Genomic DNA, 14,522 nt, shown 5'->3' with positions numbered 1-14,522 from the left:
GGCTGGGTTGCGCGTGTGACTGCCGGCGTTACCCCGTCCGGGGCTGAGGCGGAGGTCGGACCTCGCTGGTGGTCGTTGCAGGGGTGAGTTCGGGGTTCGAGCAGAAGCTGTGGGGGCGTTTGGGTTTACCGCTGGGCCGGGGGGCGGTCTGGATGCGTACCCTAGAACTGTCCGTTCCCATGCTGCCCGGGGCGTGGTAGCCGACTCTCCTGGTGGGGTCGTGTTCGCCCGATGTGGCGGCGCTCGCCGGCTCGTCGGAATGGTCGGGCCGGCCGGTGGCCGCGCGGACGGGCCCCTCCCACCACAGGCCAGCGATCCCGGAGTGTGCGCGTGTTCGACACCCTGTCCAGCCGACTCGACACGGTCTTCAAGTCGCTGCGCGGCCGGGGTCGGCTGTCCGAGGCCGACATCGACGCCACGGCGCGGGAGATCCGGGTCGCCCTGCTCGAGGCCGACGTCGCCCTGCCGGTCGTCCGCGCGTTCATCGCGGCGATCAAGGAGCGTGCCCGCGGGGTCGTGGTCAGCCAGGCGCTGAACCCGGCTCAGCAGGTCATCAAGATCGTCAACGAGGAGCTCGTCGGCATCCTCGGCGGCGGCACCACGACGCTGCGGCTGGCCAAGACGCCGCCCACCGTGATCCTGCTCGCCGGTCTGCAGGGCACCGGCAAGACGACGCTCGCCGGCAAGCTCGGTATGTGGCTGAAGAAGCAGGGGCACACGCCGCTGCTCGTGGCCGCGGACCTGCAGCGCCCGAACGCGGTGAACCAGCTGCAGGTCGTCGGGTCGAGGGCCGGCGTCGAGGTGTTCGCGCCCGAACCGGGCAACGGCGTCGGTGACCCGGTCGCGGTCGCCCGCGATGCCATGGCCCACGCTCGCCGCCATGTCCACGACGTGGTCGTCGTCGACACGGCTGGCCGCCTCGGCATCGACGAGGAGATGATGCGGCAGGCGGCCGACATCCGCGACGCGGTCGACCCGGACGAGATCCTCTTCGTCGTCGACGCGATGGTCGGCCAGGACGCCGTCACCACGGCGCTGGCGTTCCTCGACGGGGTCGGCTTCAGCGGCGTCGTGCTCACGAAGCTCGACGGTGACGCCCGCGGCGGCGCCGCGCTGTCGGTCGCGCACGTCACCGGCCGGCCGATCATGTTCGCGTCCACTGGCGAGGCACTCGCCGACTTCGACGTGTTCCACCCCGAACGGATGGCGTCACGCATCCTGGGCATGGGTGACGTCCTCACCCTGATCGAGCAGGCCGAGCAGGCCTTCGATCAGGACGAGGCCGAAGAGATGGCGCGGAAGATGGCCGCGTCGGAGTTCACCCTCGAGGACTTCCTCAACCAGATGCTGGCCGTTCGCAAGCTGGGGCCGATCGGCAACCTGCTCGGAATGCTGCCCGGCATGGGCCAGATGAAGGACCAGTTGTCCCAGGTCGACGACCGGGACGTCGACCGGGTCGTCGCGATCATCCGGTCGATGACACCGGGCGAGCGGAGCGATCCGAGCATCCTGCAGAAGAGCCGCAAGGAGCGGGTGGCCCGGGGGTCCGGGGTCACCGTCACCGAGGTCAACCAGCTGCTGGACCGGTTCGCCGAGGCGCGCAAGATGATGCGTCAGCTCGCGAATGGCGCCGGCATCCCTGGGATGGGACGCGGGAAGGCTGCTCAGGCCCGTAAGGCGCCGAAGAAGGGCAAGGGCGCCAACAAGAAGGGCAACCCGGCGGCGCGCGCCGCGCAGGCGGCGGAGGCCAAGAACAAGCAGCCCGGCGGTGGCCGCGTGGGCGGGGCTCCCGGCGTCGACGGGCTGCCGGGCGGCCTGCCTCCCGGCGGGATGGGGGATGTGGACCTGTCCGCACTGCTCAAGCCCGGAGCCTTCAACCCGCCCGGACGCCGCGGTCGTTAGGGAGCAAATTTGCCCCGGCGACCCGTCGGCCGCCGGACCGCCAAGCATGGACGCGGGAGCCGGCGGCGCGTCCGGCTGACGATCTGGCAGACTGTAGGCGCAAGCCGACTGCCCTAGGTTTAGGTTTGCCGCTGACTTTGGGTCAGCCCCGGAGGTCGTCAGATCGGCCCGGGGGACGGCCCCCGGAACCTGGTACCGCGCTGTGGTGCGCGGCCCTCAAGCAATGGAGCTTTTCAACAACCGTGGCAACCAAGATCAAGCTGCAGCGCACCGGCAAGATGCGTGAGCCGCACTACCGCATCGTCGTCGCCGACGCCCGTACCAAGCGGGACGGCCGGGTCATCGAGGCCATCGGCCAGTACCACCCGAAGGACGACCCCAGCACGATCATCGTGGATGGCGAGCGGGCCGCCCACTGGCTCTCGGTCGGCGCGCAGCCGACCGACCCGGTGCTCGTCCTGCTCAAGGTCACTGGTGACTGGCAGAAGTTCAAGGGCCTGCCCGCGCCCGAGCCGATGAAGGTCGCGGCTCCCAAGGCCAACCGGCGCGAGGTCTTCCAGGCCGCGGCGCGCGAGGCCGCTGGTCTCGAGGAGAAGCCGGCCACCACGCCGAAGAAGAAGAGCAAGTCCGCCGCCGAAGGCGACGAGACGCCGGCCGCGGGGCAGTAGGTGCTCGAAGCGGCGCTCGAACATCTGGTTCGGGGGATCGTGGACCACCCGGAGGACGTCCGGGTGGACCTGCTGTCGAACCGGCGCGGCCGCACCCTCGAGGTCCGGGTGCATCCCGAGGACCTCGGGAAGGTGATCGGCCGGCGTGGCCGTACCGCCAAGGCGTTGCGCACGGTCATGGCCGGCGTTGGCGGTCGTGGGCTGCGTGTCGATGTCGTCGACGTCGACCGGTGACGTGAGCGGCGAGCCCTGCTCATCGTGGGGAGTCCTGGGTTTCCTCCCGGACCGGCAAAGCCGGGGTTTCCGCTGGGTCGCTTCCCTGCCGGATCCGCTTCGCGGATCCGGCAGGGACTCTGTCGCCGACCCGGCGGGGAAAATGCTTCGGTCGGCGCGGGTCGGCGATGGGTGAGGCAATCGTCGTGGGCCGGATCGGGAAGGCGCACGGCGTTCGCGGTGACGTGACCATCGACGTTCGGACCGACGTGCCCGAGCGGCGGTTCACCGTCGGCGCCCGGTTCGAGCGACCCAGCGACGGGTCGGACCTGGTGATCGCCACGTCCCGGTGGCACTCCGGACGGCTGCTCATTCGCTTCGAGGGCGTGGCCGACCGGACCGCGGCCGAGGGGCTGCGCGGGATCGTGCTCACGATCGACGCGGATCTGGCCGGTGACGCGGCGGATCCCGACGAGCCGGACGATGACGGCGAGCTCTGGTGGGACCGCGACCTGGTCGGCCTGCGTGCCGTCGCCCCGGACGGGAGCCTGCTCGGTGAGGTGACCGACATCGTGCACACGGCGGCCGGCGAGCTGCTGGCGATCGGCAAGCCGGGCGGTGGCGAGCATCTGGTTCCCTTCGTCCACGACATCGTTCCCACCGTCGACCCGGCCGGGGGCCGGCTCGTCGTGGACGCCCCGCCGGGCCTGCTCGACCTCGACTGACCGGCGCAGACGTCGCCGGGGGCCCGCCGAGGCACGAAGGAGGAAGGGCCCCAAGCCTCCTTCGGCCCGGGCCGCTGGTGGGAAGGAGAGTCACCCGGCATGCGGGTGGACGTTCTGACGATCTTCCCGGCCTATCTCGAGCCGCTACGTCTGTCGTTGCTCGGCAAGGCCCGCGACCGCGGCATGGTGGAGATCCACGCTCACGACCTGCGGGACTGGGCCACCGACCGGCACCGGACCGTCGACGACACGCCGTACGGCGGCGGCCCGGGCATGGTCATGCGCCCCGAGCCGTGGGACGCGGCGCTGCGCTCGGTCACCGGCGCCGGCACCGACGCTGGTGCTGGCGGCCCCGCGCCACGGCCGCGTGTGATCGTCCCCACCCCGGCTGGGCGGCCCTTCACCCAGGCCTACGCGGCCGACCTGGCCGTCGAGCCCTGGCTGGTCTTCTGCTGCGGCCGGTATGAGGGCATCGACGCCCGAGTCGTCGATGTCTGGGCCGACGACGAGGTCTCCATCGGTGACTATGTGCTCTCCGGCGGAGAGGTCGCGACGCTCGTCATGCTCGAGGCGATCACCAGGCTRCTGCCCGGCGCCGTCGGCAATGCCGAGTCGGTCGCGGATGATTCGTTCGCGCATGGGCTGCTCGAAGGGCCGGTGTACACCCGTCCACCCGAGTGGGCGGGGCATCGGGTCCCTGATGTGCTGCTATCCGGGGATCACGGCGCGATCGCTCGGTGGCGGCGCGACCAGGCGCTGAGCCGGACCGTGCGGCGTCGTCCGGACCTGCTCACGTCGCTCGAGCTCGGCGACCGTGACCGGCTGGTCGTCGCCCAGGCCCTGGAAGCGGAGCCGGATCCGCCGATCGACACCACCGCGCGCGATGCGTCCTCGCCGGCGGGGTGATCGTGGTGGCCGCCGCGATGCGCCCGGCCGGTCGTGTGGCACAGTAGGATGCAGTGTCCGCCGGTCCGTGGCCGGTTCGGCCGGGTCTCGGCACCGACGACCTGACGCGTGATCCACCAGCGCGCAGGTCTGCGGCGTAGCCGGTGTCCGGCCTTCATGATCGTGGTGAGTTCGCCGCCCTGGGCGCGGCTCGCCGTGAGGACCTAGGACCAACTGCCACCACTGAGGAAGCGACTGCCATGCAAACCCTGGACAGCCTCGACGCCGAGTCGCTGAGGACCGACGTGCCCGAGTTCTGGCCGGGCGACACCCTCAAGGTCCACGTGCGCGTGGTCGAGGGAAGCCGCCAGCGCATCCAGGTCTTCCAGGGCGTCGTGGTCCGCCGGCAGGGCGACGGCCTGCGGGAGACCTTCACCGTCCGCAAGGTCAGCTTCGGCGTCGGCGTGGAGCGCACCTTCCCGGTGCACAGCCCGATCGTCTCGAAGATCGAGATCGTGACCCGCGGTGACGTTCGCCGGGCCAAGCTCTACTACCTGCGTGAACTGCGCGGCAAGGCCGCCAAGATCAAGGAAAAGCGGTAGTTCGCGGGCGCTGAGGCGGGTGCTGGCGCCCTGGACCTCCCGGACCTCCGGTTCGGCGGGAACCTGTCGGTGATTCGGCGGGGACCCTAGGTCGGGCGTCGAGCATCCCCTCGTTGCCTGCCTTCGGGCGGGGCGTCCCGAGCGGTGGCCGGGTCTGGATCCGGGCCGGCGAGACGGCTGAGCTGCCGCCACGCTGAGCGCGTCGTCGCCAACGGGTCTCGCACCAGGCCACCCGTCGCCGAAGAGCGCCTTCGCGGCGCCAGCGTGCGCGTGGATGCCGGGCACGTGGACCACGTGGACATCGGGCGCCATGGCATGCGTCGTCGGTCCCATCGAGCCAGGTGACCGGACGTGGGTGTCCGTACCCGCGCATGGTCCTGGCGAATACCACGAGTTCCGAGGCCGGACGATTCCGAACAACGTCCACCCATGCTCGGCGTGGCGGGGACGGGTGCGTGCCAGCGTGCGCCGGGTGGATGGACGAAGATAGACGGGTCGTGACCGAGCACCGGCGGACGAGACAACGGCTGCCGCGCTCGGGAACTCAGGGACCACAGTTGGTCGTCGTCCTGTGGTCACCGGCCTGCCTGGCGCGTTGCCGGGTTCTGGGCCGCCGCGGATCACAACGTGAGGTGGCGTAGTGAGCTCGTCCGAGCAGGGCACTCCGGACCCGGCCGACATCGGCGGAGCATTGCCCGCCGGGGCCGGCCTGGGCTCCGGGTGGTCGTCGGCCAGCGGGCCGCGACCCCCGCGCGGGCCCGCGCCAGCCGTGGACCGCGGTGCCTGGGACGACGACGGCTTCGGGCCGACGGCCAGCGAGGCCGACGAGGACGACCGCGCCACCGACGAGCCCGATGACTCCGCCGGTCCTACGACCCGCGTGGGCCGGCGGGTACGTGGCGGTAGGCGGGAGCGGCCCGGGCGCGGCGACCGTGAGGAGGGGCGCGGATCGTTCCTGCGGGAGCTACCCGTCCTCGTGCTCATCGCCTTCGTTCTGGCGCTGCTCATCAAGGCCCTGCTCGTACAGGCCTTCTGGATCCCGTCGGAGTCGATGGAGCGGACGCTGCTCATCAACGACCGGGTGCTGGTGAACAAGGTCGTCTACCACTTCCGGGACGTCCACCGCGGCGACATCGTCGTCTTCAACGGGGACGGGACCGGGTTCCAGAGCCACGAGTCGGTGATCGCCCCGCCCAGCAACGGGTTCAGCCGGTTCGTCCGCGGCACCCAGAACCTGCTCGGCCTGGGCGCGCCCAGCGACAAGGACTTCATCAAGCGGGTCATCGGCGTCGGCGGCGACACGGTGAGCTGCTGCGACAGCCAGGGCCGGGTGATGGTCAACGGCAAGGCGCTCGACGAGCCGTACGTCTTCGAGAACGACAGCCAGCCCTTCGGCCCGGTGAAGGTGCCCGACGGCCGGCTGTGGGTCATGGGCGACCACCGCAGCGCCTCGTCGGACTCGCGCGCGAACGGGACGATCCCGACCGGCGCCGTCGTCGGCCGCGCCTTCGTACGGGTATGGCCGCTCAGCCGGTTCGGCTTTCTGACCGTCCCCGGCACGTTCCACGGCATCCCGGCGGCGAGCCCGGCGCGTCCCCTCACCGGCGCCGCCGATCCCGGCCTCCAGGGCGACGGCGCGCTGCCGACAGGCACGCCCGCCTCGTTGCCCCTCGTCGGCGCCCTCGCCCTCGCCGTGCACGGCGGCGGCGGTCGACGCGGGCTGTCGCCGGGCCGTGGGCCGGGCGCCGGACGGACGCCCGGCAGAGGCGGGCGGTGGCGGCGGGCGCGGTGGCGACGTTCGCGATGAAGCCCCCGGGTGCGGTCATCCGGCGTGACAGCGGTCTGTTCGGCTACGAGCGAGCGCTCGCGCGGCGCGGTCTCGGCCCGGTGGCCGGCGTCGACGAGGCCGGCCGTGGCGCCTGCGCCGGCCCCATGGTGGTGGCCGCCGTCGTCCTCGATCCGCGCAGGACTGGGCGCCTCGGCGCCCTCGCGGACTCGAAACTGCTGACCGAGCGGGTCAGGGAGCGTGTCTACGACGACGTGATGGCCGTGGCGGCGGCGTGGTCCGTGGTCGTGATCCCGGCAGCCGACATCGACCGGCACGGGCTGCACGTCATGAACATCGCCGGGATGCGCCGCGCCGTGGCGCGCCTCGCCGTGCGGCCGGGATATGTGCTCGTCGACGGGTTCCCGGTGCCGGGAATCGAGGCACCGTCGCTCGCCGTCCGCAAGGGTGACCAGGTCGCGGGCTGTGTCGCGGCCGCTTCCGTCATCGCCAAGGTCACCAGGGACCGGATCATGTGCCAGCTGCACGAGCGCTATGGCGAGTACGATTTCGCGCAGCACAAGGGATACGTCACCGCCGCGCATGCCGCGGCACTGGCGAGACACGGGCCGTGCGAGGAGCACCGCCTCTCGTATGTCAATGTCCAGTCCCTGGTCGCGCAGGGTGGGGACTTTCGATCGGTGCGGCTGGAGGAGACCGTGGCAGTGGCCGGCCGGCAGGGCACGGAGCCCGCATGAGCGCCGAGGACCTAGAGAAGTACGAGACCGAGATGGAGCTGCAGCTCTATCGGGAGTACCGGGACGTGGTCGGGCTCTTCTCGTACGTGATCGAGACCGAGCGCCGCTTCTACCTCGCCAACGAGTACAAGATCGACGTTCGGAACACCTCGGACGGCGAGGTCTTCTTCGAGCTGACGCTGCGGGATGCCTGGGTGTGGGACATGTTCCGCCCCGCGCGCTTCGTGAAGAACGTCCGGGTCGTCACGTTCAAGGACGTCAACGTCGAGGAGCTGACGAAGGCGGAGCTGTAGCGCCGAGGGTTCGTTCAGTTCGGGCCTGGCGTCCCTTTTAGGCCGGGTCTGGCGGCGTGCCGCCGCCAGGGTCCCGCTCGCCGCTTCATGTCCGGGCCCGGCATGCCTGGTGAAGTCGCGTCCGGACCGTTGGCCACTTCGCCAGTCTGTGGACGGCGGGCAGTTGTCCACAGGAGCGCCGACCGGCCTCGACGTGGGGCCGCCAGGCTCGCACGCTGATCCTCGCTGGCGGCAGCAGCCGCCGCGGGCGGTGCGCCGTCCCTGGCCGAACAGCCAGGGCAGCGCCGCTCGAGTGAAGCCGGTCGCGGGCGGCCGGCGGACGGCGGGGGTCCGGCTGTGACATCCAGGCCAAGAGGGGAACGCCGAGCCAAGGACGAGCTCGGTCGGTTCGGTGAGGACCTGGCCGCGCGCCACCTCGTCGAGAGCGGCGCCGAGATCCTCGACCGGAACTGGCGGTGCCGTGAGGGCGAGCTGGACATCGTCGCCCGCGAGGCGGGCACGCTGGTGTTCTGCGAGGTCAAGACCCGCAGCGGGACGCGGTTCGGCACGCCGGCCGAGGCGGTGGCGGGCCGCAAGGCCGCCCGGGTGCGCCTGCTGGCCGTGCGTTGGCTCGCCGCGCACCCACGCCTGCGCGGCCCGGTGCGCTTCGACCTGCTGGCGGTCAGCCGCGACCTGATACCGGGCGTGCCCGAGGCCATGCGCGTCGAGCACCGGCGCGGGGCGTTCTGATGGCCTTGGCGCGCGCCCTCGCCGTCGCCGTCATCGGGGTCGAGGGCCACCTGGTGGAGGTGGAGGCGCACCTGTCCGGTGGGCTGCCCGGCCTCACCCTGATCGGGCTGCCCGACGCGGCGCTCGCCGAGGCCCGCGACCGCATCCGCGCCGCGGTCCTCAACTCCGGGCAGAAATGGCCCGACCAGCGGATCACCGTCGGGCTGTTCCCAGCGACCCTGCCCAAGTCGGGCAGCTCCTTCGATCTGGCCATGGCGCTCGCGATCCTCGCCGCCGCGGGCGTGGTCCCACGGGTCGCCCCCCAACAGCGCGTGATGCTCGGCGAGCTCGCGCTGGACGGCCGGGTCCGCCCGGTGCGCGGCGTGCTGCCGGCCGTGCTGGCGGCCGTGGACGCGGGTGTGAGCCGGGTGGTGGTTCCGGTGCGCAACGCCGCCGAGGCGGCGCTCGTCCCCGCCTCCGAGGTAGAGCCGGTCCCGGACCTGCGCAGCGCGATCGGCCTGTTGCGCGGCGAGTACGAGCCGGAGCCGGCCACGGCGGTGGGGAGCGGGCTCGTGGCTCTGGCGGCGGACCTGCCCGGTCGGATCCGCGGATCCGGCGGCCATCCCGGGCTTCGCCGATCCGGCGGGAACCCCGGCCAGCCGCCGGGCGACGCGGATCTCGATCTCGCCGACGTCGCCGGGCAAAGCCGCGGCCGGCTCGCCGTCGAGGTCGCCGCCGCCGGCGGCCATCACCTGTACATGCAGGGGCCGCCCGGCGGGGGAAAGACGATGCTGGCCGAGCGGATGCCGGGCCTGCTGCCTGATCTGGACCTCGAGGCGGCCATCGAGGTGACGGCCGTGCACTCGGTGGCCGGCGTGCTGCCCGCAGGCACACCGCTGATCAGCCGTCCGCCGTACCGCGGCCCGCATCACAGCGCGACGCCGGCCGCGCTGATCGGTGCCGGCACCACCGTGATCCGCCCCGGACTCGCGTGCCAGGCACACCGGGGGATCTTGTTCTTGGATGAGGCTCCCGAGTTCGCGCGGCCGGCGCTCGACGCGCTGCGCCAGCCGCTGGAGAGCGGCGTGATCGAGATCTCCAGAGCCCGGATGACCACCCGTTTCCCCGCTCGGTTCCTCTTGGTGCTGGCGGCGAACCCATGCCCGTGCGCCAAGGCCCGCACCAGGGGCGAGAACGCCTGCGAGTGCCCCAGCGCGGTCCGGCGCCGTTACCAGGCCCGGCTGTCCGGCCCGCTGCTCGACCGCATCGACCTGCAGATCGAGCTCGGCGCGCCCAGCCGCGCCGAGCTGCGGGCGGACGCGGGCTCCGCCGAGTCCACCGCGGTCGTCGCCGAGCGGGTCACGAGCGCGCGGGCGGCCATGGCCACCCGGTTGCGGGCCACCCCGTGGCGGACGAACGCGGAGGTGCCCGGTGCCATGTTGCGGCGGGACTGGCCGCTGCCGCCGTCGGTCACCTTCGCCGCCGACCGGGCCTACGAGACCGGGTCGCTCACCGCCCGCGGTCTCGACCGGGTGCTGCGGGTCGCCTGGACGCTGGCCGACCTGCGCGGCCTGGACCGGCCGGGCGCAACCGAGCTCGGCCTCGCATTGAGCCTGCGGATCCCCGGGCGGGACGCGTGAACGCGCCGACCGGCCCGCCCGGCGACGAGGAATCGCCGGACCGGCTCGCGCGGGCGGCGCTGTCGCACCTCGTCGGGTACGGCAACGCGAGACTCGCGGGCCTGTTGCGCACGGTCGGCCCCACCGAGGCGTGGGCCCGGATCCGCGCCGAGCATCCGGACATCGAGCCGCGCCGTGACCTGGACCGGCTGCATGAGCTCGGCGGGTGGCTGATCTGCCCCGGCGATCCAGGTTGGCCAGCAGGTCTGGACGGCCTGGACCGGGTGGTGGGGCGTGGCGAGCGGGAGTACGGCATGCCGCTGGCCCTCTGGGTCCTCGGCGCTGCCGGCGCGCCGCGCGCGAGCCTCACGGACGTCGACCGGCGCGGTGTCGCGGTCGTCGGCAGCCGGGCGGCCACCGCCTATGGGCAGCACGTCGCGAGCGAGCTGTCGTACACGCTGGCCGAGCGGGAATGGACGGTCGTCTCGGGTGCGGCGTTCGGGATCGACGCCGCCGCGCACCGCGGCGCCCTGGCCGGCGGCGGGACGACGGTGGCCGTGCTCGCCTGCGGTGTCGACGTCCCCTACCCGGCCGCGCACGCGCGGCTACTCGACGACATCCGCGGCAGCGGCCTGCTGGTCAGCGAGGTGCCGCCAGGCAGCCCGCCGCTGCGTCGGCGCTTCCTCATCCGGAACCGGCTCATCGCCGCGCTCACCAGAGGCACGGTGCTGGTGGAAGCGGGACTGCGCAGCGGCGCGCTCAGCACGGCGCGGCATGCCCGCCGGCTGGGCCGCGGGCTCATGGTCGTGCCCGGCCCGGTGACCAGCGCGATGTCGGCCGGCTGCCATCGGCTGCTGCGTGACCACCGCGAGGAATGCGCGCTGGTCGCAGATGCGCGCGACATCGAGGAGGAGATCGGGCCGGTAGGTCTCGACGGCGGTCCCGCGAGTGCCTCCACCAGCCCGCGCGACGACCTGCCCGCCGTGGTGCGCGCTCTGCTGGAGGCCCTGCCGTCGCGCGGTGTCGCCGGCGTCGCGGTGCTGGCGCGGCGGATCGGCAGGGAGCCCCGCGACGTGCTCGCCATGCTCGGCCCGCTCCAGGTGGAAGGCCTCGTCGAGTCCGGGCCGGACGGCTACCGGCTGACCGCGCTCGGCCGTGGTCCGGCCCAGCCCCGGCCGGACCCGCTCCGGCTCGCTGTGGGCCCCCCGACGGCGCCAGACCCGACTGGCTCGACCCCGACTGGCTCGACCTTGGCCGGCTCGACCTTGGCCGGAAAGTCGCACGTCGGCACCCCCCATGCCGCCGTGGAGGATGACGCCTTGTTCCCGACGCGGGAGGTTCACCCATGACCCCGAACAGCCAGCTCGCCGGCCTGCGCGCCGCCCTGCGGCTCGTCCAGCGCGACCTCGACAGCCATCCCGGCGACGGCCCGGCGATCGGCGCCGACGACACGACCCGTGACGTCGACCTGGTCGGTGACGGTGACGGTGACGGCGCGGGCGAGGCCGCGGGACGCCTGGTCACCGGGAGCGGCCGGTTCCAGTTGGTCGGCACCGAGCAGGGGTTCTTCGTGGCCCTGCCTGACGGGCGGTTCTGGCCGGCGGGTGCCGGGCCGCTGCCGCTTGGCGCGGAGGGCGCGGAGGCGGTCGTGGCCGTCGCCGTGGGTGTGCAGGAATGCTTCACGGAGATCCTCTGGCACGCCTGGCCGCGCTGCCCGCGGCACGCCGCGACGCTACGTGCCGAAGCCGGGGACGAGGTCCCAGCCGGTGAGGTGACCTGGCGCTGCTACGAGGACGGGAGCCACGACGTCGCCCCCGTCGGCCGCCTGGCGATCGCCGTCCCACGTTCGTCCGGAGCTCCCGGTCCGGCCCTTGCGGCCGCGTCCCCTGCCACGCATCCGCTTCCCGAGACGGACAACTGACCGTCGGCCGGCGGCCGACGTCGTTTACCGCCATCTCGCGTCGCGCCAGGCCACGTCACGACGTCGTGTACCGGGCGCGGCGGACGAAGGCACGATCGGGGTGGCGTGACGTGACCACCTCGAGGTGATGAAGTGGCGACATGCGAGCAGCTGGGGCGTCTGGACCGGACGGCGCCGGGGAACCGGGCTGGGACCGCGCCGTGGCCGCCTTCGCGGACCACCTGGTCGCGGAGCTGAACCGCTCGCCGCGAACTGTGCGCGCCTATCGGGCTGATCTCGCCAGCCTGCGGGCCCACGCGATCAGGATGGGGCGACCGGAGCTCACGGCCCTCGACCTGGCGATGCTGCGTGGCTGGCTCGCGGACCTGCGCGCGGACGGCGCCGCGCCGGCGACGCTCGCGCGCAGATCGTCGGTCGCCCGGGCGTTCAGCGCCTTCGCCACGCGGCGTGGTCACCTGCCGGAGGACGTCGCGGCCCGGCTGGCGAGCGTGCGCGCGCCGAGGCGGATCCCGCGGGTGCTCACCGTGGAGCAGGCGCGCACCCTGCTCGAGGGCCCGCCGCCAGGTACCCCCGGGAGGCCGGCGATTCGGGAAGCCGGCGATCCGGGAGATCCGCTGGCCGGTGCGCTGCGGTTGCGCGACGACCTGGTGCTCGAACTGCTCTACGCCACGGGCGTGCGCGTGTCCGAGCTGTGCGGGCTCGATCTCGACGACGTCGACCATGAACGGCGCCTGCTGCGGGTCACCGGCAAGGGCGACCGGCAGCGCGCCGTTCCCTATGGCCTACCGGCGGCCCGCGCACTTGCCGCCTGGCTGCGCGGCGGGCGGTCCGAGCTCGTGCGGCACTCCCAACGGCCCTCCCGGCGGCCCTCGCAGCACGGTGCCGCGGATGCGGGAACCGCCGACCCGGCGGAGGCCCGCGGACCTTCCGGCCCCCCCGAGACCCGGGAAACCGAAGCCCGAAGGACCCCGGGAGCCACGGCGACGGCGGCCCACGCGCTGCTACTCGGCGCCCGCGGTGGGCGGCTGGACCCCCGGGCCGTGCGGCGGATCCTGGCCGCTCGGCTCGCCTCCACAGGTGGCCCCGATGGCGTCAGCCCCCACGGGCTGCGCCACTCGGCGGCCACCCACCTGCTCGACGGCGGCGCCGACCTGCGCTCGGTGCAGGAGCTACTTGGCCACGCGAGCCTCGCGACCACGCAGATCTACACCCACGTCACCCCGGAGCGCCTGCGAGCCGCCTTCCAACAGGCCCATCCGCGCGCCTAAAGCCGGACCGCCAAGGTCAAGCCCGTTGCGTGATCGCCGGCTGCGCCCTCGGGTGGTTGTGGAACGGCGGCAGTTACGACCACCAGAGGGTCGAAACCACGATCATGCCCGCGGCGGGCGGGCCAATCTTGCCTGGGGCGGCGCTGGATCTTGGCGGGATGCCTGCGCCGTGAACGCTTGGCCGTGAACGGCTGGGCATGAGCGCTTGGTCGTGAACGGCTGGGCGCGAGCGCTTGGTCGTGAACGGCTGGGCGCGAGCACCAGGCCCTGGCCGCTTACCGTCGGCCGGCTCGGGCCGTCGGATCGGTGCGGGGGGCCGGCCTGGCCAGGGGAAGCAGCCGGGGCGGGTCGGGAAGCAGCAACGTCAACGGGCTCAGGTAGACGTCGGCGCGCAGCAGGCCCCAGTGCAGGCAGGCGTCCTGAACGCAGCCAGGATGCCCCGCGGCCAGCCGGCCGAGGGGTGTACCGGCCGCTACCCGCTGGCCGGCGCTGACGAGTACGGTCAGCGGCTCGTACGTGGTCCGCAGCCCGCCGTGGGTAACCGCGACGACCCCTCGGCCCGCGAGGACGCCCGCGTAGCTGACGACCCCGTCGCCCGCGGCGCGCACCGTCGCGCCGACCCGGGCGTGCAGGTCGATGCCGCGGTGCCCGACGCCATAAGGAGTGGCCGGCGGCTGGAACGGCCGGACAACCGCCAACGGACCGTCCAGCGGCGGTCGCCAGCTGGCCGGAGTGGCCCGGGTGGCCGGAGCGATCGGCACGGCGCCCTCCTCCGTACCTTCCTGCGGGACCAGGCCCGAGGAGGGAGAAGTGCCACCGGAGATCGGGCCGACGGTGGGCTCCCCGTCTGGCCGCGGAGCTGCGCCGGTGTGCGACGGTGCCAGGTCGCCGGAGCTCGGGGAGATGACGGTGTCGCGCCAGGCCGCCGCCTGGAGCCTCGCGGCGGCGGGTGTCGGCTGTGCCAAGGGTGCCGTTTGGGCCAAGGGTGCTGTTTGGGCCGTGGACGCCGGTTGGGCCATGGGTGCTGTTTGGGCCATGGGCGCCGGTTGGGTCGTGGTCAACGGCTGGGCCGCGGACGGGGGCTGGGCCGTGGTGGTCTGGCCGGTGGTGACGGGGTGAGACCAGCCGCCGAGCGCGAGAACGGCGGCCAGGAAGGCGGCGGCGACGAGTGGCGGAATGCGCGGGTCGTGGCTCG

General features: G+C 73.1%; 15 protein-coding genes. 14 read left to right on the top strand and 1 reads right to left on the bottom strand.

The genetic code is table 11. The annotated features are described in order from the left end of the window. The first annotated feature begins 330 nt into the window (after positions 1–330). From ffh to BCD49_RS11865, 14 genes are all read left to right on the top strand, one after another. Complete coding sequence (gene ffh, locus BCD49_RS11930) at positions 331–1,902, top strand: signal recognition particle protein (protein WP_007516680.1); 1,572 nt, start codon at positions 331–333, stop codon at positions 1,900–1,902. Between the two features lie 242 nt (positions 1,903–2,144). Beyond that, the gene (gene rpsP, locus BCD49_RS11925; RefSeq protein WP_007516682.1) at positions 2,145–2,570 is read left to right on the top strand and encodes a 30S ribosomal protein S16; all 426 of its coding nucleotides are present in this window, start codon (positions 2,145–2,147) and stop codon (positions 2,568–2,570) included. Then, positions 2,571–2,804, top strand: a complete 234-nt coding sequence (locus BCD49_RS11920) for an RNA-binding protein (protein WP_007516683.1) — start codon at positions 2,571–2,573, stop codon at positions 2,802–2,804. 167 nt (positions 2,805–2,971) lie between these two features. After that, positions 2,972–3,508, top strand: coding sequence for a ribosome maturation factor RimM (gene rimM, locus BCD49_RS11915; protein WP_007516685.1), 537 nt, complete (start codon positions 2,972–2,974; stop codon positions 3,506–3,508). 99 nt (positions 3,509–3,607) lie between these two features. Beyond that, positions 3,608–4,414, top strand: coding sequence for a tRNA (guanosine(37)-N1)-methyltransferase TrmD (gene trmD, locus BCD49_RS11910; RefSeq protein WP_007516687.1), 807 nt, complete (start codon positions 3,608–3,610; stop codon positions 4,412–4,414). Positions 4,415–4,653: 239 nt separating this feature from the next. Beyond that, on the top strand, positions 4,654–4,995 hold the full coding sequence (rplS, locus tag BCD49_RS11905; protein ID WP_007516688.1) for a 50S ribosomal protein L19: 342 nt from the start codon (positions 4,654–4,656) through the stop codon (positions 4,993–4,995). Positions 4,996–5,635: 640 nt separating this feature from the next. Further along, positions 5,636–6,802 carry a signal peptidase I gene (gene lepB, locus BCD49_RS11900; protein ID WP_007516689.1) on the top strand — a complete coding sequence of 389 codons (1,167 nt, stop codon included), beginning with the start codon at positions 5,636–5,638 and terminating at the stop codon, positions 6,800–6,802. Further along, positions 6,799–7,518, top strand: coding sequence for a ribonuclease HII (locus BCD49_RS11895; RefSeq protein ID WP_027141228.1), 720 nt, complete (start codon positions 6,799–6,801; stop codon positions 7,516–7,518). The genes lepB and BCD49_RS11895 overlap by 4 nt, the downstream gene beginning before the upstream one ends. Next, entirely contained in the window at positions 7,515–7,811 is a 297-nt protein-coding gene (locus BCD49_RS11890) for a DUF2469 domain-containing protein (protein ID WP_007516692.1), read from the top strand. The genes BCD49_RS11895 and BCD49_RS11890 overlap by 4 nt, the downstream gene beginning before the upstream one ends. Before the next feature lie 336 nt (positions 7,812–8,147). Further along, positions 8,148–8,540: a YraN family protein gene (locus BCD49_RS11885; RefSeq protein WP_007516693.1), complete on the top strand. Its 393-nt coding sequence runs from the start codon at positions 8,148–8,150 to the stop codon at positions 8,538–8,540. After that, complete coding sequence (locus BCD49_RS11880) at positions 8,540–10,159, top strand: YifB family Mg chelatase-like AAA ATPase (protein WP_007516695.1); 1,620 nt, start codon at positions 8,540–8,542, stop codon at positions 10,157–10,159. The genes BCD49_RS11885 and BCD49_RS11880 overlap by 1 nt, the downstream gene beginning before the upstream one ends. Then, positions 10,156–11,487 (top strand): DNA-processing protein DprA, encoded by a 1,332-nt coding sequence (gene dprA / locus BCD49_RS11875; protein WP_007516697.1) that lies wholly within the window; start codon positions 10,156–10,158, stop codon positions 11,485–11,487. The genes BCD49_RS11880 and dprA overlap by 4 nt, the downstream gene beginning before the upstream one ends. Then, positions 11,484–12,059, top strand: coding sequence for a hypothetical protein (locus BCD49_RS11870; protein WP_007516698.1), 576 nt, complete (start codon positions 11,484–11,486; stop codon positions 12,057–12,059). Before dprA ends, BCD49_RS11870 begins: the two co-directional genes overlap by 4 nt. A gap of 140 nt (positions 12,060–12,199) precedes the next feature. Beyond that, positions 12,200–13,327, top strand: coding sequence for a tyrosine recombinase XerC (locus BCD49_RS11865; protein ID WP_083401393.1), 1,128 nt, complete (start codon positions 12,200–12,202; stop codon positions 13,325–13,327). A gap of 275 nt (positions 13,328–13,602) precedes the next feature. Here BCD49_RS11865 and BCD49_RS40540 read toward each other — a convergent pair whose 3' ends face one another. Then, on the bottom strand, positions 13,603–14,088 hold the full coding sequence (locus BCD49_RS40540) for a murein hydrolase activator EnvC family protein (protein WP_051467392.1): 486 nt from the start codon (positions 14,086–14,088) through the stop codon (positions 13,603–13,605). Between the last annotated feature and the right edge of the window lie 434 nt (positions 14,089–14,522).

This window comes from Pseudofrankia sp. EUN1h (assembly GCF_001854645.1).
Lineage (GTDB): Bacteria > Actinomycetota > Actinomycetes > Frankiales > Frankiaceae > Pseudofrankia > Pseudofrankia saprophytica.
Note: the sequence above shows the minus strand (reverse complement) of the source record. Positions and strands in the feature narration are given on the sequence as shown.

Bases quoted from the DNA above. Each gene is read 5' to 3' on its own strand.
- rimM (WP_007516685.1), top strand. From the start codon at position 2,972: ATGGGTGAGGCAATCGTCGTGGGCCGGATCGGGAAGGCGCACGGCGTT.
- rplS (WP_007516688.1), top strand. From the start codon at position 4,654: ATGCAAACCCTGGACAGCCTCGACGCCGAGTCGCTGAGGACCGACGTG.
- BCD49_RS11895 (WP_027141228.1), top strand. From the start codon at position 6,799: ATGAAGCCCCCGGGTGCGGTCATCCGGCGTGACAGCGGTCTGTTCGGC.
- BCD49_RS11890 (WP_007516692.1), top strand. From the start codon at position 7,515: ATGAGCGCCGAGGACCTAGAGAAGTACGAGACCGAGATGGAGCTGCAG.
- BCD49_RS11880 (WP_007516695.1), top strand. From the start codon at position 8,540: ATGGCCTTGGCGCGCGCCCTCGCCGTCGCCGTCATCGGGGTCGAGGGC.
- BCD49_RS11870 (WP_007516698.1), top strand. From the start codon at position 11,484: ATGACCCCGAACAGCCAGCTCGCCGGCCTGCGCGCCGCCCTGCGGCTC.
- BCD49_RS11865 (WP_083401393.1), top strand. From the start codon at position 12,200: ATGCGAGCAGCTGGGGCGTCTGGACCGGACGGCGCCGGGGAACCGGGC.